The following is a 20,206-nucleotide window of genomic DNA, read 5'->3' on the forward strand; positions in this document are numbered from 1 at the left end:
CAACCTCAAAACANNTAGCTTCCTAGTTTGTTCTTTGATTTTCACTGAGTATAAACTTCTTTTCAAAAAAAGGATATGAAGCCCTCTGGTCAAGAGTTTCCCCATCCTATCTTCTATTCTTTATTTTGCTTCTACACGGACACCTTGGGTATCAACTCTCAAGTCATGCAGTTTTCCTTTAAAAGGTTGCTTTTCCAATTCTGCCTTAATTGTTGGCATCTTATCATGAGAAGCCAGAACCATAACTGTCGGCCCAGCACCAGAAAGGTAGGTTGCATAGGCCCCATTTTCTTTGGTCACTTGCTTAATCATCGCAAATTCTCTCACCAAGTCCTGACGATAGCGCTCATGGAAGAGGTCTCCCTCGATTGCTTGCCCAGCGGTCACCATGTCTCCTGCCAACAAGGCAGCAACCGCTACATTGGCGATAGAACTTGCAGCAACAGCTTCCTTATAAGACAATTTTTTAGGCAAGACACTACGGCTGTCGCGAGTACGCAATTCATAGTTGGGAATGTAGGCTAGGAAATCACACTCTGGAAAGTCTGCTACGATAGCAGAGACTTGCCCTTCCACGGAACTTGCAATAACGAGATTACCATAAATGGCTGGAGCCACATTGTCAGGATGTCCTTCAATCTTGGTCGCTAACTGCAATTTTTCATGATCAGACAAGTCGAGTTGCCCCAATTGGTTGGCTAGTTCAATCCCAGCCACAATAACTGAGCTGGAAGAACCCAAACCACGCGCCAAGGGAACATCACTGGTCATTTTCAAGCGTCTAGGTTTCAAATCTGGTACAATTTGCAAAGCGATTTTGAGCAAGAGATTACGCTCATCATGTGGAATCCATTTGCCAATCTGGTGTTCAATCAACCACTCATCTCCTTCTTCGCAGACCTCAATTTGAAGATACTTGGTTACAGCTACACCGACCGAGTCAAAACCTGGCCCGATATTGGCACTGGTTGCAGGTACAATAATCTTCATCTTATTCTCCTAGCACCTTGAAGGTATTCAAGAGGTCGAATTCTGAAACCTTCTTCAATTCAGCTGAGACATTTTCAAGCTGGGCTTTATTAATCTTGTGTGTGATGATAACGACACGCGCCTTGTCACCCTCTTTGCCATCTTGAAGGATTTGCTTAAAGGAAATATCTTGAGCATTGAAGATTTCAGCCAACTTCAAGACCTGACCTTTTGAGTCTGGAGCCAAGATTGAGAAATAGTAGTTTGCTTTGACATCTTCAGGATTTGCCAAGACCAAGTCACGGCTATATTCGTTGAAGTCTTTGCCAATAGTACCATCATTCAAACGACGAACGATACGGACAATATCAGCTACAACACTTGTTGCAGTTGGTTTTTGACCCGCACCTGGTCCGTAGTACATAGACTCACCAATACCGATAGATTCTACAAAGACAGCGTTCATTACGCCATTCACACTAGCAAGTGGGTGCGCTTTAGGTAGGAAGGTTGGAGTCACTTCTGCAGCAATACCTGAAGAAGTTTCCTCAATAGAACCAACCAATTTCACTACGTAACCAAGCTCTTGAGCTACAGCTACGTCTTCTGATGTGATATTGCGGATTCCCTTGTGGGCTACATCATCAAAGGCAATCTTCATGCCAAAGGCAAATTGGCTCAAAATAACCATCTTGTAGGCTGCATCAATCCCATCTACGTCATTCGTCGGATCGCTTTCTGCAAATCCTAGACGTTGTGCTTCCGCAAGAGCATCATCGTAAGACCAGCCTTCTTCCACCATCTTGGTCACCATGAAGTTGGAAGTTCCGTTGACTACTCCAAGCACGCGCGTAATTTTATCAGAAGCCAAGGAATTTGCTAAAGTACGAAGAATTGGAATCCCACCAGCAACTGCTGCTTCGTAGTAAAGTGCTACCTTGTTAGCTTGAGCGATTTCTAGCAATTCTGCGCCATGGACAGCCAAAAGGTCCTTGTTAGCAGTAACAACGTGTTTTCCAGCTTCCAAGGCACGAGTGATAAAGGTTTTAGCAGGTTCGATACGCCCCATCAATTCCACTACGATTGTAATGTCTTGATCTGATAAAATATCATCCACATTGGTTACAAAGTTAAAGTCATTCCCTGCTGCAAGTAAGCGATTCTTTTCATCTTCATCCTTGACCAATACCTTAGCAACTTCAATCTCTGAATGTGCTGATTGATTGATTTTTTCTCCATTTTCCTTTAGGAGGAAAGGCACACCACTTGCAACGGTACCAAATCCTAGTAAAGCAATTTTAACTGTCATCTTTATCTCCTCGAAATTTTCTAATATAGCCATTATAACAGAATTTTGTGAAAATTCCTATCATAGTAAATCACTATTTCAGTCTAGAAAAGAAAAAAACGAATCTGATGATTCGCTCTTCCTAAAATCTAGAAATAATTTTCCAGAAGTGATTATCCAATCTTTTGCAGATTGGTCACTGCATCGTGATTCATCAAGACTTGGCCATACTCCTGCAAGACTGAACGACTGATGTCACTATCGTCCGCAAACTCGCGCATACGGGCCAACAGCCAAGCTGGATATGGACTTGGATGATTTTCAATATCCACTAAAATGGTCAAATAATAGCGCTCATTCATCTTGTAGAGTTCAGAAGTTTCCATCTCAAAAGTCACTGTCTTAGCAAAAGCCACCAAGTCAGCCAACTTAGCAAAAGAAAGGATGTAGTAGATGTAAGGTTCTTTCTTACTCTCAGCTTCTTGTTCAGCCTGCTCCTGCTCTTCTTCCTTGGCTTCGACTTGCTCTAAAGATTGAATCGCTTCGATATCATCCTTAGTTTTGTCTGCGATGCTCTTTTCTAAGGTTTTAATAAACTCATCTGGCGACATTTGAGCCAATTCTTCCATATCTGGTAAATCCGATAAATCTTCAAAATCTAGATTTTGGTCAATCTTTGATTTGGTTACAAAGACATCAACCTTATCAGGTTTTGGAGTCACACGGAAGCTCAACATACCTGTATCTAGAAAGCTATCAGGCATCTCTAACTCATCCAAGATAGCATAAAAAAACTCTTCTGTTTTTTCTTGAGGGACAAGAAAGTCAGCAATCTCCATGCCACGATCCATCAAATCCTCTAAAGACATCGTGATTTTCAAAGTTGTATCACTAATTTGTTTCATTTTCATTGCTAGTAACCTCATACTTTCAGTTCTATCTATTATACTAGATTTTTACGATTTTATCAAAAGAAGGCTCCTCTATACGGATAGATTTTCCCTAGGGTCTTTCTATAGGAGACTCCAAGAGAAAATTTCTGCAGACAGATAGAAAAAGCCTTCAAAATCAAACTTCTTGTTCGACTTTGAAGACCTAATACATCAGAAAGCTTATAGTTTAAAGGTTGCTACACCGAGGATAGAACGATTTAAGTTTCTAAGAATTTGAAGACTTTGTTCAAATTTCTTATAACGAGTCACTCCGTACTCTTCAACAAGAAGGACTGTATCTCTTTCCAAAAGAGATGATACATCCTGTAAATCTACAAAATGCATTCCTTTTAAAGCCTCTTGACTCTGTTTCAATTTATCTAGGATAGCTTTATTTGAGCTAACGATTGTTAATTCTTGTCCAGCATTTTTGTATGACAAGACATCTGCTAGGTTAGCAATTGTTGTAATCTCTGTTACAAAATCAATTTGATACTGAGAAAAATCACCTGCTCTATTGATTGTTGGATTAAAGAGATAAACCAATACATTTCCCATCACAACCAAAATCACACAGACTACTCCAATAACAGCTAAACGGAGAATCAAATTCTTCACATTCAATCCAAGCGCTGTCTCACCGTTTGCATTCAATTCTTTAGAGTTGATGGTTTCCAATTTTTCAATTTTTACATTTGCAAAAGTGTGTTTAAATTTCTCAATCAATCCATCAATTTTTCGCTCTAACAAATCATTAGCATCTTTACTTGATGTCAAAATTTTCACACCAACCCCTGCATCGTCAATCATATAGTAGACGGTCAATTTTTTCCACCAATAATCATTCGTTGAATTTTTCAAGGTTGTCTCTGTCGTGTCTAATTCACTGGCAATTTTTTTCAACTCACTGGGTTCTACATCATTGAAAAGATAAGCTCCATTCAAATTACCATCAATCAATTTCCCATAAAAATCACTATAACCACCAATTTGATGATTCAAAATTGTTTTAGCTGAGTCTTCTGGAGGAGTGATTTTATAGCTAAGATAAGTTGAATAACTTGTTGTATCTTTGACAGTGTTTTTATTCCTAACTGCTTTAATTGTAAATGGTACAGCAATGAGAGCAAATAAAACGATGAGAGCTAAAATATTTACTTTTCGTTTTTTATAAAGATTTGCAAACAAATCAGCTACTGAATAATGTTCAAACATGATTTTTTTCTCCTTTGTTGAGTAGATACTGGTTCTCTTTTGTAAGCATTTTTGCTACAAATACCATCACAAGAACAATTCCCCAGAATTGCATTGTAAATAAATTGAAGAAACTTTCTGAAAAGCTACTTCTAGGCATAAAGAATAGATTATTCAAGATGAGTAAGGACAAGGCAAATAGGATTGTTCTAGAGCGATAGGCTACTTGCAGCATGGCTATGAATAACATACCGAGTAAGAGACTAAGTAGAAAGACTCCTATCATACCATAGTCTGTATACAACTCCATGATATAACTACTTCCGATACCATGTCCTTTCAAATATTCCTTGTTCAAAACAAGATAGGATAAATTGTGAGCATAACTATTACTATCAATAGCTAGTTCCACACTATTGGTTGTATGTTCAAAGGCTTTTCCTCCGAAAATAGCCCCCAAACTTCCCCTTGCAAAATAATCAAGAACAGGACCAAAAGTAAAATTACGGAAATCTCGGTAAGGGAGGCTACTGTTAAATAGAAAACCTCGAGCCAAGACACCAAAACTAGTTCCTTGTTTATAGATAAAGTCAAGTAAGATATCCCAGAAACCTGTATGGGAAACTTGGACATTATCCCGTACATAATTGAGCACTCCCATCGCTAACATGAGAATAGGAGAACCTACAAAAATCGCTAACTTTTCTTTAAACCCAATCCATTTTCCTTTTTCAGTTTGCTCCCGCATAAAGTAATAAACAAAAGCAAATAGAATACTTAAAATAAAGGGATTTCGTGTCCCGATTGCCAAATGAATGGTATTAGCTGCAATAAAGGAGACAAGCACTGCTGTGGCCTGCAATTTCTTTGGCTTGGTTGCCAGATACATACACATTGCATAGACCGTAAAGGTAGACAAAATGTAGGTAAAATAAGGCAGTTTACTTTCAAAATTTGCATAGTAGGCATAGTAGGAAGTCTGCAAGCGATACAGGAGCCGTTCGAATAACCGAATGAAATAGAAAGGATAGGTGAGAAGAAAAACTCCTAGCGAAACAAAGCGTAACCGCTTGATATAAACCTCTTTTAGAGAATTTCCTATATTTGCTACTTTTATTTTCTTCCTAGCTATGAAATAACGAGCCAAGATGCCTCCTGTCGTCAAGCCCAGAATCGAAACCATGACAACTATAAAGGCAAAACGATAGGCTATGGGATGATAGGTATCCAGAGCGCCATCCCTAAAATAATCAATGGTCGGTCTTGATACCAGAAAGACAAAAATGGTTAAATAGAAAATAAAATGGATTAAGTAATACTTGATGTCATTCCAGCAGGCAATTAAGCTACTAACCAGTAAGAACAATAAAGTAGAAAGCAAGCTAACATTGTTATTATTAAACAGATACACAATTCCACTTACTAGCGTCAAGGCATAACTGACTATGGTCAAACTAAATAATAATCGTTTTCCATCAATCACTTGCTCACCCCCGTTCTAATGTAATTTTTTAGATTTTTCAATATTTTTCAGTAATAAGAATCGGTATAAGGAAATGTTTATGAATAAAGCCAAGGCACTAATTCTTCTCCCCTTACGGAAAATTGGATTCCTAGCAATAGCAAAGGCATGGCCTTTTAAAAAACGATGAATCTGAGAATAGGCTTCAAACTGTTTATACTGATCATCTAGCAACATCTTATCCAGAATAAAGAAGTTAGCATAGGCCAATCTGAAAAAAGCAACCTCTTTCAAGTCAGAATAGTTTTTCACAACTTCATTGTAAAACTTTTGGTAGATATCAATATAGGCTAAATCCTTCTCTGCATAGGGTTTAGTTGTAATACTATCCCCTCTATGGAAATAGTAATAATAGGGTTTGGTATTAACAACGTACTTTTTAGCCAACTTGATTAAATCAAAATGATAATAAGCATCTTCATAAATCAATCCCTTTGGAAAGGATAGGGCAGTTGCAATCTCTCTCTTGATTAGCTTATTGCAGATTGTTCCAGGTATTTTTTCACCTATGAGGTATTCCCTCAGAAATGTTTGGGAATCACAGACAAAATAATCATCCTGATTGGCTGACTGTGGACTTTCATCATTAGCATAGACATTCATGACACCACAGCTTGAAACATCCGCATCTTCTTGAATTAATTGCTCATATAAGCTCTGAATCATTTCTGGATGGATATAATCATCTGAGTCAATAAAAATCAGATAATCTCCGTGAGCCTGCTTCATTCCATCATTTCGTGCTTGTGACAAACCTTCATTCTTTTTATGAAGCACTGACACCCTATCATCTAGTTCAGCGATTGAATCACACAAGCGACCACTTTCATCCGTTGCTCCATCATCAACAAGAATGATTTCCAGATTTTGATAAGTCTGCTTCTGAATGGAAGCTATCGATTTTTCTAGGTACTGCGCCACATTATAGACTGGCACAATGACACTAATTAATGCAGTTTCCATGCTACTCCTCTAATAGTTTTTCTACTTGTTCGATTTGTTTGGCAATTGTAAATTGTTGAATGAATTGGCTAGCCTCATTGACATCGAAGTTTGAGGTAGAGGTCATGTAGTTCGTAATTGCCTTAGCTGCCTCTTGATTGCTCTCAATGATTTGTCCAAATCGTCCTTCTTGGGATAATTCCTCAGCCCCTCCGACATCCGTAGAGACAAAAGGGATTCCAAGGCTCAAGGATTCCACATAAACACCAGGAAAACCTTCTTGTTTAGACATAGACAAGAGGATCTTCATCTGAGACAAATACTGGTATGGATTTTTTTGATAACCAAGGAAATGCACATAGTCTTCAAGCTCATACTCTTTAACTCGTTTTTTCAGTTCCTCTTCCATATCACCAGCCCCGATAAAATAGAGATGATAGTTTTTCCCCTCTTGGTGCAATAACCGTATCACTTCCACCACACGGTCAGAACCCTTATTTTCCTCAATCCGTCCGATGGTACAGATACTTTGAGGAGCAATCTCGATATCGATCTTCTCTTGAGATTTTTCTAAAATAGTCTTAAAATCATATCCATTGTAGACTGTCTGTAATTTAGAAGCATAATCTGGATAGACTTCCTTGATAGAATTGCTGGTCTTTTTTGAAATTCCTACAATGGTATTCGCAGCATCCAACTGGCTTCTATGTGATTCTCTTTTAGAGCTATCCTTAAGAAGTTCTTCGATACTTCCATGAATCCAAGAGATTTTCTTGACTTCTTTTCTTTTAGAAAACAACAGTGGTGGATTCATAATGGTAAAAGAAACTTCAACATCATAGTCATCTTTTACAAGCAAGCGACGAGTCAGCCTTGGAAAATAAATTCTCATTCTCCACAAAAAAGCTCGTAACCATCTAGCTTGGCGATAATCTTGAAGGGATTTTAAAATGCCTACATGCTTGGGAACAGATTCGTATCCCTTGTCAAAGTGCTCCATTTCAAGAATATCAATATCATACTTTTCTGGATCCAGATTTGAAACAATTGTCGACAGAATCTTCTCTGCTCCACCCCCGAGAGAAAAAGACCACATAAAAAATAAGATTTTTTTCTTAGCCACCATATTCTCCCTTGTATTCTGTATAAGACTTATCCATATCAGCGATGACAGCATCATGATGCGGTACTTGCTTGTCTGCTGGCGGAGGCGTCATATAATCTCCAAAAGCAGTGCTGAGATAAGCATCATAGCCAACTGGAATAGGCATCTCTGTTCCTTCAAATGGCAAGAAAAGATTATCTTCAAAAGATTCGATTAGGTACTTGTTTCTCATGTAGCCAGGACCTGAGCATAGTTCCGTGATTCCATCGCTCTCAGCCAAATCATACTTAGTCATTTCTTTCTCAGCTTTTTTCCAGATGCGATAACGGAGAGATTTTGGAGTCAAACCCAGTAAAATGCGACTTCCCCATTTCATGAGAGCACCATGCTTTTCTGGAATAGTTTGCGCACAAAAGAGTGAATAAATCAAGGCCCAACGAACCTGTTTTTTCCGCTCAGCTGGATCTTTCGGATAATAATCCAAAGGCAAAACATCCAAGGCCAGACCATGTGGCAAATCCAAATCCTGCTGATAAGGCTTGATACAGGTGGTTTCCTTGTCACGAATGGTAATAAAAAGATTACGATCAACAAAATCCTTGTAACTCTTTGACAAGAAATAACGTTCATCTGCATAACGAGGCCATAATTCTGCTAATTTCTCATAATCTTTACGAGGCATAAAAAAGTCTAGGTCGTCGTCCCAAGGAATAAATCCCTTGTTTCGAAGGGTACCAATAGCGCCTCCGCCACAGAGATAACAGAGCAAATCATGTTCTTTACAAAAGGCCACAAAATATTCAGCCATCTCCAGACTACGAGCCTGAATTGCTTTTAAATCAGTCATATTGTTCATTATTCTTTCTATCGTATCGTTTCATTATACCACAAACAAGGGGTGAAAATCTATTGCAGACTGTAAAAAATCAAAGCCTGACTGCTATCCAAATAGCTATCAAACTTTGATTTTTCTGTCTTATACTCTTCGAAAATCTCTTCAAACCACGTCAGCTTCACCTTGCCGTAGGTATAGGTAACTGACTTCGTCAGTCTTATCTACAACCTCAAAACTGTGTTTTTAGCAGCCTGCGGCTAGCTTCCTAGTTTGCACTTTAATTTTCATTGAGTATTATCTTATCTCAAGCCCATTTGAGCGAGCTTGGTTTGATATTTGTTTTGATCAACCAGCAAGCCCAAGCCTCCATAAACATCATAGGCATCTACCCAGTCACCCAGTTCTGGAATCGTCAATTTTTCAATACCATTTTTTGCTCCATCCAAAACAGATAAACCGTTTGTTAGGAGGAAAGTATAGGGTACGTTGGTTGAGGTCATAGCAAAAACCTTTCCAAGAGCTTCAGAACCAGTGAAAAGTTTAGTGGGATCTTTAATTTGCTCTAAAATTGCTGTTAAAACTTGTTGCTGTCTTTTTGTACGGCCGTAATCCGCCTCATCATCATCACGGAAACGAGCATAATTGAGCAGGGTCGAGCCATTCATCTGCTGTTTTCCGACTTTAATGGTTTGGGTTGGAGACTCAGTCTCGGTAGCATATAAATCATCTCCGACTGTAGCTTCTGTTAGGGGACGCCCATTCAATGTTGAAAATTGAGCATCAATCGTCACCCCATCAGGGAAAAGCGTGTCAATCGCTGTGGCAAAGGCCTGGAAATCAACCAAGGCGTAGTACTTAATGTCCAAGTCAAAATTATCTTTCAAGACTTGGCGAACCATTTCTGCCCCTTTTTGCCCCTCTTGTTCTCCTAACTCGTAGGCTACGTTTAACTTGTTATCTGTCTGTTTTCTACCATTAATCACTTGACTATAACCATCTATATAGACCAAATTATCACGCATGAAACTGACTAGCTTCATTTTCTTATCTGAGCCCCCGACATTTAATACCATAATAGAGTCAGTTCGTGTCTCAACACTATTTTGACCGATTCGACCGTCTGTCCCCATGATCAAAATATTAACTCCATCTCTAGTGTCCTGACCATTAAAGACTTGAACCTGTGCTGCCTTAGCATCAGCAGTTTTCTTTGCGCTAGCATCTTGGTAACCACGCAAAAACATGAATACCATGGCCAAAGCCACACAGACCAAAAGTGAAAAAATCACCATAAAAATTCGTTTAAGACGGAGCTTCCGTCTTTTCTTTTTTGGAGGGAAAGAGAGTGCTTGTGATTTGGATTGTGAGCGACTCCGGTTCGCATAGCTTGGTAAGTCAACCTGCTCTTCTCTTTCTTGTTCCAAGCTAGAGCTACTATTTCCCCTAGCAAGAGTTAGCTTTTCTTGCAAATAGGCAAACTCATTTTTTTCTCTCTCATTGAGATAATGAATATTTTTTAGCAAATAATCATAACGCAACTGCTCATGATGACTTAAGGGATTTTCTTTACTCATCTTCTCTCCTTTCCATGGTCTGATATTGGATAAATAGGATAGGCACCCAGAATTTTATACTGGATTCCAATCGCTTCTAATTCTTTTTGGGCAAAGTGGACCAAGTCCTTATCGGTATAATCCACATCGATAATGAAAAAGTATTCACCCAGTGCTGTCTTGAGTGGACGACTTTCAATTTTTGTCAAGTCAATTCCTCGCCAAGCAAAGGTCGACAGGGCCTTATAAAGTGCACCTGGAAGGTTGTCAGGTAATGTCAAGGCCAAACTCATCTTTTCAGTTTGTGCTTGCAAGGGAATAGAAGGCTTTTCAGCTCCTAGAACCCAGAAACGTGTGAAATTGGCTTCCATTTCCTGAATATCCTCGGCAATCAGTTCCAATCCATATTCTTCAGCAGAACTTCTAGGTGCAACTGCTGCAAAGGGCTGGTCTGGATGTTCGGAAATAAAACGGGCCGCATAAGCTGTACTAGCTGTTACCTCGATTTGAGCCTCTGGATATTGTTCATCGATGAATTTCTTTCCTTGAGCCAAGGCCTGTGGATGTGAAAAAATCTTTTCAATCTTAGTATGGCCTGGAACCACCATCAACTGCTGATGAATAGGCTGAACGATTTCTGCTACTGCTTGGATGTGAGCCTGATGAAAAAGATAGTCCAAGGTTTCATGAACACTACCCTCAATAGAGTTTTCAACTGGCACCACAGAATAGTCCACTAATCCTTGCTCATAAGCCTTGATGACATCTGTAATGTTGGCAAAAGCCTGCAATTCCTCATTAGGAAAAGCTGTCTGCACAACATGGTGTGAAAATGATCCCTTGGGACCTAGATAAGCAATTTTCATCTTAGTTCCTCTATAATTTCCTCCGGACTTAGCTTGGTCACATCCAAAATCCGACTAGCCACTTCCTCATACCAAACCTGTCTTTCTTGGAAAATAGCTGCAAGTTCTTCCTTGCTATTATTTAGAAAAAGCGGGCGCTGATTATCCTTATCAGCTGCGATACGTTGGTAGAGGGTTTCAAAATCTGCTTTCAGGTAGATGTTATCTGTATTAGTCTTGAGTAAGTCACGATTTCTCTGAGAAATAACCACTCCTCCTCCAGTTGACACGACTTGGTCTGTTTGTAGTAAATTAGCTAGGACTTCTGACTCTACCTGACGAAAGGCCGCTTCGCCCTTTTCCGCGAAAAATTCCGCAATGGACATACCTAAACGCTTCTCTATCAGAGCATCCATATCAAGGTAGTCTGGGTCTAAACCTCTTGCAATAGTCGATTTGCCAGCACCCATAAAGCCTAGTAACACCTTAGCCATGAGTCAAGTTCTCCAAATCATCAAAGAAGCTAGGATAGCTGGTATTGATGGCTTCTGCCCGATCAAGTTCCACTTCTCCATCTGCAACCAAGAGAGCTGCGATGGCTGTCATCATGCCAATTCGGTGGTCTCCAAACGTATTGACTCTAGCACCGTAAAGAGCGGATTTTCCTTTGATAATCATTCCATCTGCTGTAGGTGTGATATCTGCTCCCATACTATTCAGGGCGTCTGCCACCACCTGAATGCGGTCTGTTTCCTTGACCTTAAGTTCCTCAGCATCCTTGATAACTGTTACACCTTGGGCTTGGGTCGCAAGTAGAGCGATAATGGGCAATTCATCAATCAAACGTGGAATCAAGGCACCGCCAATCTCTGTTCCTTTCAAGTCTGAAGACTCAACAGTCAAGGTAGCAGATTTAGCGACTGGGTCAATTTCAGTCATTTCCAATTTTCCACCCATGGCGCGAATGACATCAATAATACCGGTGCGCGTTTCGTTGATACCCACATTCTGCAGCACTAGACGAGAGTTTGGAACAATCAAACCTGCGACTAACCAAAAGGCTGCACTGGAAATATCTCCTGGTACGACCACCTTCTGTCCTGTCAATTTTTGTGGCCCTTGGACTGTGATTTTCTTGCCCTCCACACTTAAATGGCCACCAAATTGTTGCAACATATCTTCAGTATGATTACGGGTGCACTCTTTTTCGATAATCACTGACTCCCCCTGAGCCTGCAAGGCCGCAAAGATCAAGGCTGACTTGACTTGGGCAGAGGCAATTGGCAACTCATACTGAATAGGTCTTAGGGTTTTCGTCCCTTTTAAGTGAAGAGGAGGCAGGTCTCGCTCAGTTTGTCCCGAAATGCTAACGCCCATTTTTTTCAGAGGAATCGTCACACGATCCATAGGACGTTTGGAAAGACTGTCGTCTCCAAACATTTCTACTTCAAAATCTGCACCTGCAAGGACACCTGAAATCAGGCGAATCGAGGTACCAGAATTTCCCATATCAAGGGCATTTTGCGGAGCTTTTAAGCCTTCCATACCCACACCTTGAATGGTAATAACCCCATCTTTGTCCTCAATTTCAACACCAAGGTCACGAAAAACCTGCATGGTCGAAAGAACGTCTTCACCTCGCAGAATATCATAAACCTTGGTCTCACCCTCAGCCAAACTTCCAAAGATAATGGAACGGTGGCTGATAGACTTGTCACCTGGAACGCGGATACTGCCATGTAAGTGGCGAATGTTTGTTTTTAGTTTCATACTGGACCTCATACTTGCAATACTTTTACCTATTTTATCATAAAAAGCCAGAAATTCCTTAAAAATTCTGACTTTAGGATAGTTCTTTTCTTATTTTAGCAATTCTGAAACTGGTTCGAAAACAATTTTTTCAATGTCAGAAAGGTAAATGGCCAATTGTTGTTGCTTGGTAAAGAATTCTGACAAGAGGCTGTTCCCTTGAATCTGTTTACCAAAGCCTTCCATTTTCGCTTGGAAGGATGCGTCTGGCATTTGCCCTGTCTGGGCTAGTCTTTGAATTTCTTCTTGGAAGGCAACATATTCTGTAAAGATTTTACTTGCCTCAGCATCTGCTGCAATCGCATCTTTAGCTGCTTTAACAGCCTTGTATTCTGGTAATTCGCGTAGACCGCGACTGAGTTCGTTTGCACTATCGTAAATATTTGACATGATTTTCTCCTTATTCATTTCTTTTTAAATTACTAGTCACTCTGTGGTCTTTATTATTGTGCAATCACTTTTATATGACCTCTTGAATGTCCATTGCTTAATTCCTTATCTGGTATATACTCTATCTTCAAAGTTCCTAAATTAGAACCTGTTTTTATTTCATTTGACATAAGATTATCAAAATAGTTCTCTATCTCATCATCAGATAAGGATGATTCAATCGATTTAACAATATCATGAAATACTTCTTTCATTCCTGCAACACCAGATTCACTATTTTCATTTGTCTGATTTATTGTTACATTGATTTTATCAGTATCATTTGCATGTAAAAGCTCTAAGTAGTATCCGTAGCTTGATGCGAAATATTTACTTTTATATTTTATTTTTATATTTCCTTTTTTGATATTTTCTAATGGGCTATTAGAATTTTGATTATAGCTATTGATAAACTCATTAATAATTCTATCGTCTACATACTTTGAATTGGTTTTCTCTTAACTTATTTCCTTGTTGGATGGTTCATTTTTTGTCTCAACACTGGCTTCTGAAGTAGTTTTCACATCTTTTTTAACAGCGTAAGCTCTAAGTAAGATAAAAGAAATAAAGATAACACCAAATATGAATTTAAGCTCTATTTTAGGCATATTTTTCTCCTTATTTGATGACGACTGTGTGGTCGGTATTTTCTGTTATGAGATGCTCGGCTCTTTCCAAGTCTTGAGCATTTTTAAATGAAATTTGTAGGATTCCGTGAATATCTTCACGATTTTCCTCGTTGATGTGGATGTTAACCAAGGAAGTTCCACGTAGCAGTTCCAAAATCCGCAGGATGACATCTTCTTCATCAGGAACGTCAACATAGAGGTCGTAAGAGCTATCCACACCACCACGCTTATGGATTTCCATGGTCTGGCGTTGTTCACGCGCTTGGTTAAAAAAATTCCAAATTTGCTCTTCATCCCCCTTACTAATGGCCTGACCAATCGCTTCCAAACGTTCCTTAAAATCCTCAATTCGGTCTAGAATAGTCTCACGATTGGACAAGAGAATAGAGGTCCACATACCCGGCTCGCTTTCCGCAATTCGGGTCATATCTCGAAAACCACCGGCCGCAAAGCGCCTTACCATCTCATGTTCTTGAGCATAGACCGCAGTCTGCTCCATGAGACTAGAAGCCAGAATATGAGGGAAATGGCTAATCTGAGAAGTCACACAATCATGCTCCTGGGCATCAATCTCGATAAAACGAGCATGAAGACCTGAAAGCAGATCCTTCATTTCCTTAAGCGTGTCCTGACTTGTCAGCCTCGAAGGTGTGAAGATATAATAGGCGTTTTCAAAAAGATTGACATCCGCAGAAGCTGCCCCTGTCTTGTGACTACCAGCCATGGGATGGGCCCCGACAAAGCGAACAGACTTGCCAGCCAAATACTGCTCCGCCGCATCCACAATGGCTGACTTGGTCGAACCAGCATCTGAAATAATGACCCCTTCTTTCAAGTTCAAACCTGCCAACTCCTGTATAAAAGCAATGGTCTGCTTGATTGGCAAGGTCAAAATGATGACATCAGCCAGAGGAGCAAAACTGGCAAAATCATCCGTTGCTCGGTCAATCATGCCTTCTTTCAAGGCAATATCTCTCGAAGCTTGACTGCGATTATACCCTAAAATTTCATAATCTGGATGATCGCGTTTGATACCAAGTGCCATAGAGGCTCCAATCAAACCAAGACCTGCGATATAGATTGTTTTTGCCATAGGAACTCCTTAATAGTTCTTTGTATAATCTCGGTGTTGGGCTACCGCTTCTTTTAATTCCTCTAGATTGTCTGATGAGAATTTTTCAAGGATTTCTTGTGCCAGAACCGTTGCCACAACGGCTTCCATAACCACTCCTGCTGCTGGAAGAGCGGTCGGATCACTTCTTTCGACTGTTGCCTTGTAGGGTTCATGGGTTTCGATATCCACACTCATAAGTGGTTTGTAGAGAGTAGGGATGGGCTTCATCACGCCGCGAACAACGATGGGTTGCCCATTAGTCATACCACCTTCAAAGCCACCTAGATTATTGGTACGGCGGGTATAACCGTCTTCTTTAGACCAGAGAATTTCATCCATGACTTGGCTGCCTTTACGATAACCAGCTTCAAATCCAAGACCAAATTCCACCCCTTTAAAAGCATTGATAGAAACAATTGCTTGGGCCAATCTTGCATCCAATTTTCTGTCCCATTGGACATAGGAACCAAGACCAACTGGAACACCTCCAACGACTGTCTCCACAACCCCACCGATGGTATCACCGTCACGCTTGATTTGGTCAATGTAATCCTTGATTTCCTGTTCCCGTTCTTGGTTGACAATAGAAACGTCAGACTGGGCAGCTCGTTTCTTAATCTCAGCAACTGTGAGATTCTCAGGAACATCGATTTCCTTGCCACCAAAAACCACGACATGATTAGCAATCTCCATACCCAGCTCAGCCAAGAGGCGTTTGGCCACTGCCCCCACTGCTACCCGCATGGTGGTTTCACGAGCTGATGAACGCTCCAAAGAATTTCTTAAATCATCAAAACGGTACTTGATGCCCCCAACCAAGTCGGCGTGACCTGGACGAGGATGGGTGATTTTTCGTTTGCTTTTAAGGCGGTCTTCAATGTCCTCTGCAGACATGATGTCCAGCCATTTCTGGTGGTCCTTATTGACGACATCCATGGTAATAGGCGCCCCTGTCGTCTTCCCGTGGCGAACGCCCGAAGTAAAGATAACTTGGTCGCTCTCAATTTTCATACGACCACCGCGGCCGTAGCCACCCTGACGGCGTTTAAGGTCGCCATTGATATCCTCAGCTGTCAAAGGAAGCCCAGCTGGAATTCCCTCAATGATAGCTATCAGACGGGGGCCGTGTGATTCTCCTGCAGTTAAATATCTCATACACTCTCCTTATTTTACCAAGTAGTCTTTCATCTCTTCCAGAGAAACTGGGTGAATGGTCGCTGAACCAAGCTCTGGCACCAAGACCAATTTCAAGATGTTGCCACGCGCTTTCTTGTCATGAGTCAAAGCCTGATAAAGCTTGTCAACATCCCAGTTTTCATAGTCAACAGGCAAGCCAAATTTCTGACACATAGCTGTAATGGACTGAGTTATTCCTTCTGGCATAAGGCCTTTTTCCTCAGCCACCTTGGAAATCTGCACCATTCCCATGGCAACAGCTTCACCATGCATGACTTTCCCATACCCAGCCGTCGCTTCAATGGCATGACCAATGGTGTGGCCAAAATTGAGGTAAAGGCGAACACCATTGTCCAACTCATCCTCAACTACCATCTTGCGCTTGACCTGACAAGAATGTTCAATCAAGGTCTCTGCATGTTCCAGAATGCTCTCAACAGAACCATCCAGCTCCGTCAAAAGAGCCCACAGTTCTGGATCCTCAATCAAGCCATACTTGATGACCTCCCCCATCCCTTCAATCAACTCTCTTTTTCCAAGCGTTTCAAGGACAAGCGGGTCAATCAGAACCCCATCTGGTTGGGCAAAGGTACCCACCATATTCTTAGCAAATGGAGTGTTAACGCCTGTCTTTCCACCGATAGACGAATCCACCTGGGCAGTTAAACTGGTCGGAATCTGAACAAAGTGAATACCCCGCATATAGGTAGAGGCTACAAAACCAGCCAGGTCCCCAACGACACCACCGCCGAGAGCCACGATTCCATCGCTACGAGTCAACCCCTGCTTAACTAGAAATTCATATACTTTCTGAACAGTAGTTAAATTCTTTCTTTCTTCCCCTTCTAAAAAGTCAAAAACAGCTACCTGAAAACCAGCATCTTCTAGGCTGAGTTTGACCTTCTCAGCATAAAGAGAAGCTACATGGTTGTCTGTTACGATGAGCACTTTTTGTGGTTGCCATAGTTCTCGCAACCATTGACCAGCCTGAGCCAGACAACCTTTTTCAATCTGAATATCATAAGGATGATGAGGAATATCGATTCTGATTTTCATAGGAGAGTCTCCCTTTCTTTATTGGTATTTTTCTGTTAAAGACTGCCAAATCTCTTCTGTCGGCATTTCCTTGCCTGTCCACAGTTGAAAAGCTTCTGCAGCTTGATAGAGCAACATTCCCAGACCATTGACTGCTGGATTGCCCTGACTTCTAGCCCATTTCAAAAATGGCGTTTCAAAGGGTTGGTAAATGATATCTGCGACCAAGAGAGTCTCTGTCAGATTGATGTTTTCTGGAACTGGGGATGATTGACCATCCATGCCCACACTAGTCGCATTGACCAGTAAGCCCGAATCGGCAATCCTTGCTTGCAGTTCCGAAACATCTTCTAAAGCATACAAGTCCACTTTAAAGCCTGTCTGCTCCTGTAACTTGTCTAGGTGAGGTCTTGTTTTTTCCATAGAAACGGAACGAACAAAGACCGAAATCTGACTGACACCATCCAAAATGGCTTGCGCTATAATGGACTTGGCCGCACCACCTGCACCCAGCAGGGTCATCTTCTTACCTGTAATTGTAAAAGAAGGCAAACTCTTAAAGAATCCCTTGCCATCTGTATTATATCCAATCAAATTCCCATTCTCATTGACAACCGTATTGACCGCACCAATCAAGCGCACCTCATCGCTCAGCCCGTCCAAATAAGGAATCACCTGCTCCTTATAGGGCATGGACAGATTGATGCCAAACATCTGGTAGCGACAAATATTGGCTACTGTTTCTGCCAAATCACCCGCTTCAATCTCCCAAGCAACATAAACACCATTGGTAGCTGTCGCCTCAAAGGCCCTATTGTGGATGAAGGGAGAAATAGAATGTTTAATAGGATTGGCAACAACTGCAGCTAAACGTGTATAGCCATCAAGCTTCATCCAAAATCTCCCTGATTTTTTTCATGCTAGCTAGAGAAATCTGACCAGGGGCACTAGCCTCATCCAGACTGGCAAAAGACCAACTCGAACCAGTCACATCCGCAGTGATACGAGAAACCTTGCCCACCTTACCCATAGAAATAGTTACATATTCCTGCTCAGGATTGAGAGTTTTAAAGCCCCGTGTATAGTTCATCAAGTCTAGCACATCCTGCTCCGTATGAGCCATCACCGCAACCTTGACAAGTTTTGGATTTAGGCTCGTCAACTCTGACAAGATTTCCATCATATTTTCAGGTGTTTCTTGGAAATTGTGGTAACTCAAAACGAGATTTGGGAAGTCCAGCATTTCCTCAAAAACATCCTTGTAGCTATAGTACTCAAAATCAATATAGTCTGGTTGATAGAGTTGCACCACTTCCTTGATTAAATGGATATATTCTTCTGAAGAAAGGTCAATTTCTCCCCCTTCAGAGCGAGTTCGTAGCGTGAAAACCAACTCACGACCTGCGAATTTTTCAAAAATAGCTGGAGCCACCTGCAAAATCGCTTCTTTAGGCAGATAGTCGGCACGCCATTCAATGATGTCGGCATCCAGGTACCTCGTGGCATCCAGAGCCTGGGCCTCCTCTAAACTTCTTGGCATTACTGAAACGATTAATTTCATTTACTAACCTTCATACTAATCACCTTGAGGTAATTACTACTTTCATCTTTTTTATTATAGGCGAAGTCTGCTGGAAGACCGTATTTATTTAAAATCTGGTAACTTCTTCCTGCAAAGCCTTTATCAATTTGTTCTGTAAATTTCTGACGGGAAACATTGGCAGCATTGGTACTGGCAATGATAATCCCTCCAGGATTTAAAATCTCAAGACTCTGGGAAATCAACTTGTGATAATCCTTGGCCACAGAGAAGGTTTGTTTTTTGTTCCGAGCAAAGCTAGGCGGATCTAGGACAATCACATCGTAGGTCAAGCCTTTTCGTTTGGCATACTTGAAATATTCAAAGACATCCATGACCACAAAACGATGGTCGTCTGTGCTGATTCCATTTGCCTGAAAATGCGCTTGAGACAATTCTCGTGAACGTTTGGCTAAATCAACCGAAGTTGTCTGGTTTGCTCCTCCCATGGCCGCAGCTACTGAAAAAGCTGCTGTATAAGAAAACATATTGAGCAAGGATTTACCCATAGCCAATCCATCCACCAAGCTACCACGAACCTCGTGCTGGTCTAGGAAAATCCCTGTCATCAAGCCATCATTCATAAAGACTTGATACAAGACACCATTTTCCAAAACAGTGAAAAAGTCAGGTGCTTCTTGACCATAAACATGGGTAGATTCATAGTCCAAACCCTTAAAGCGGATCTTCTCATAGGCCCCTAAAACCTCAGGAAAAACCTGTCTAAAGGCTTCTGAGATGGTCTGACGAATCTGATAAACATAAGAGTTATACCAAGAAAAGACAGCATAGTCGCCATAAAGGTCCACTGTCAGACCCCCAAAGCCATCTCCCTCTTGGTTGAAGAGACGAAAGGCAGTTGTCAAATCATCTTGATAGTAGGCGCTTCTCTTTTCTTTGGCTTGTCTAAACAGCATTTCAAAGAAAGCTTGATTGAAGGCCACCTTGTCCTTACTAACAAACCAGCCCAAGCCCTTGTTTTGCTGAGAAAGGTAGGCAGTCCCAAGAAAGGTTCCTTCTTGACCCTGCACTTCTACTTCCTGATCCTTAAGATTGACATTCTCAAGATCACTGGCTTCTAGTAAAACTAGCCCCTTAGCAAGCTTCTTTTCAACCCTTTTGCTAACTCTTATTCTATTCATAACTACCATTATATCAAACTTTTAGCCAATTCTCAAAAAAGAAACTACCCTTGCTTTTTTACTCTTCTTTTAAAAAATGGTATACTAATACTAATAAAAATTTAGGAA

General features: G+C 40.9%; 21 protein-coding genes. All 21 read right to left on the reverse strand.

The window, feature by feature from the left end:
• Positions 1–120 precede the first annotated feature (120 nt).
• Positions 121–990, reverse strand: coding sequence for a homoserine kinase (gene thrB, locus HT691_RS02550; protein ID WP_031243300.1), 870 nt, complete (start codon positions 988–990; stop codon positions 121–123).
• A 1-nt stretch (position 991) separates the two neighbouring features.
• Entirely contained in the window at positions 992–2,278 is a 1,287-nt protein-coding gene (locus tag HT691_RS02555) for a homoserine dehydrogenase (protein ID WP_023932756.1), read from the reverse strand.
• Positions 2,279–2,430: 152 nt separating this feature from the next.
• Positions 2,431–3,168 (reverse strand): adaptor protein MecA, encoded by a 738-nt coding sequence (mecA, locus tag HT691_RS02560; protein ID WP_000782675.1) that lies wholly within the window; start codon positions 3,166–3,168, stop codon positions 2,431–2,433.
• Positions 3,169–3,369: 201 nt separating this feature from the next.
• The gene (locus HT691_RS02565) at positions 3,370–4,404 is read right to left on the reverse strand and encodes a prephenate dehydratase (protein ID WP_138699322.1); all 1,035 of its coding nucleotides are present in this window, start codon (positions 4,402–4,404) and stop codon (positions 3,370–3,372) included.
• Positions 4,397–5,866: an O-antigen polysaccharide polymerase Wzy family protein gene (locus HT691_RS02570; protein WP_138699323.1), complete on the reverse strand. Its 1,470-nt coding sequence runs from the start codon at positions 5,864–5,866 to the stop codon at positions 4,397–4,399. The genes HT691_RS02565 and HT691_RS02570 overlap by 8 nt, the downstream gene beginning before the upstream one ends.
• 15 nt (positions 5,867–5,881) lie before the next feature.
• Positions 5,882–6,868 (reverse strand): glycosyltransferase family 2 protein, encoded by a 987-nt coding sequence (locus tag HT691_RS02575; RefSeq protein ID WP_023932758.1) that lies wholly within the window; start codon positions 6,866–6,868, stop codon positions 5,882–5,884.
• Position 6,869: 1 nt separating this feature from the next.
• Positions 6,870–7,973, reverse strand: coding sequence for a glycosyltransferase (locus HT691_RS02580; protein WP_171039248.1), 1,104 nt, complete (start codon positions 7,971–7,973; stop codon positions 6,870–6,872).
• The gene (locus HT691_RS02585) at positions 7,963–8,808 is read right to left on the reverse strand and encodes a phosphorylcholine transferase LicD (RefSeq protein ID WP_023932760.1); all 846 of its coding nucleotides are present in this window, start codon (positions 8,806–8,808) and stop codon (positions 7,963–7,965) included. Before HT691_RS02585 ends, HT691_RS02580 begins: the two co-directional genes overlap by 11 nt.
• Before the next feature lie 278 nt (positions 8,809–9,086).
• Entirely contained in the window at positions 9,087–10,361 is a 1,275-nt protein-coding gene (gene psr, locus HT691_RS02590; RefSeq protein WP_000032344.1) for a polyisoprenyl-teichoic acid--peptidoglycan teichoic acid transferase Psr, read from the reverse strand.
• Complete coding sequence (gene pheA / locus HT691_RS02595) at positions 10,358–11,206, reverse strand: prephenate dehydratase (protein ID WP_000686437.1); 849 nt, start codon at positions 11,204–11,206, stop codon at positions 10,358–10,360. The genes psr and pheA overlap by 4 nt, the downstream gene beginning before the upstream one ends.
• The gene (locus HT691_RS02600; RefSeq protein ID WP_001151365.1) at positions 11,203–11,679 is read right to left on the reverse strand and encodes a shikimate kinase; all 477 of its coding nucleotides are present in this window, start codon (positions 11,677–11,679) and stop codon (positions 11,203–11,205) included. The genes pheA and HT691_RS02600 overlap by 4 nt, the downstream gene beginning before the upstream one ends.
• A complete protein-coding gene (gene aroA, locus HT691_RS02605; RefSeq protein ID WP_000769893.1) occupies positions 11,672–12,955 on the reverse strand; it encodes a 3-phosphoshikimate 1-carboxyvinyltransferase in 1,284 nt (427 codons plus the stop codon). The genes HT691_RS02600 and aroA overlap by 8 nt, the downstream gene beginning before the upstream one ends.
• Before the next feature lie 90 nt (positions 12,956–13,045).
• On the reverse strand, positions 13,046–13,384 hold the full coding sequence (locus tag HT691_RS02610) for a YlbF/YmcA family competence regulator (protein ID WP_000065969.1): 339 nt from the start codon (positions 13,382–13,384) through the stop codon (positions 13,046–13,048).
• Between the two features lie 53 nt (positions 13,385–13,437).
• Positions 13,438–13,638 (reverse strand): hypothetical protein, encoded by a 201-nt coding sequence (locus tag HT691_RS02615; protein ID WP_138706229.1) that lies wholly within the window; start codon positions 13,636–13,638, stop codon positions 13,438–13,440.
• A gap of 243 nt (positions 13,639–13,881) precedes the next feature.
• On the reverse strand, positions 13,882–14,031 hold the full coding sequence (locus HT691_RS02620; protein WP_001124152.1) for a hypothetical protein: 150 nt from the start codon (positions 14,029–14,031) through the stop codon (positions 13,882–13,884).
• 10 nt (positions 14,032–14,041) lie between these two features.
• Positions 14,042–15,145 (reverse strand): prephenate dehydrogenase, encoded by a 1,104-nt coding sequence (locus HT691_RS02625; protein WP_001140489.1) that lies wholly within the window; start codon positions 15,143–15,145, stop codon positions 14,042–14,044.
• 9 nt (positions 15,146–15,154) lie between these two features.
• Positions 15,155–16,321 carry a chorismate synthase gene (aroC, locus tag HT691_RS02630; RefSeq protein WP_138706228.1) on the reverse strand — a complete coding sequence of 389 codons (1,167 nt, stop codon included), beginning with the start codon at positions 16,319–16,321 and terminating at the stop codon, positions 15,155–15,157.
• Between the two features lie 9 nt (positions 16,322–16,330).
• Positions 16,331–17,398, reverse strand: coding sequence for a 3-dehydroquinate synthase (aroB, locus tag HT691_RS02635; RefSeq protein ID WP_000702126.1), 1,068 nt, complete (start codon positions 17,396–17,398; stop codon positions 16,331–16,333).
• An 18-nt stretch (positions 17,399–17,416) separates the two neighbouring features.
• Complete coding sequence (locus HT691_RS02640; protein ID WP_023932792.1) at positions 17,417–18,271, reverse strand: shikimate dehydrogenase; 855 nt, start codon at positions 18,269–18,271, stop codon at positions 17,417–17,419.
• Entirely contained in the window at positions 18,261–18,938 is a 678-nt protein-coding gene (aroD, locus tag HT691_RS02645; protein WP_000767767.1) for a type I 3-dehydroquinate dehydratase, read from the reverse strand. Before aroD ends, HT691_RS02640 begins: the two co-directional genes overlap by 11 nt.
• The gene (locus HT691_RS02650) at positions 18,935–20,098 is read right to left on the reverse strand and encodes a class I SAM-dependent rRNA methyltransferase (RefSeq protein ID WP_031233545.1); all 1,164 of its coding nucleotides are present in this window, start codon (positions 20,096–20,098) and stop codon (positions 18,935–18,937) included. The genes aroD and HT691_RS02650 overlap by 4 nt, the downstream gene beginning before the upstream one ends.
• Positions 20,099–20,206: the final 108 nt, after the last annotated feature.

Source organism: Streptococcus sp. 477 (genome assembly GCF_013277295.1).
GTDB classification, from domain to species: Bacteria; Bacillota; Bacilli; order Lactobacillales; family Streptococcaceae; genus Streptococcus; species Streptococcus pseudopneumoniae.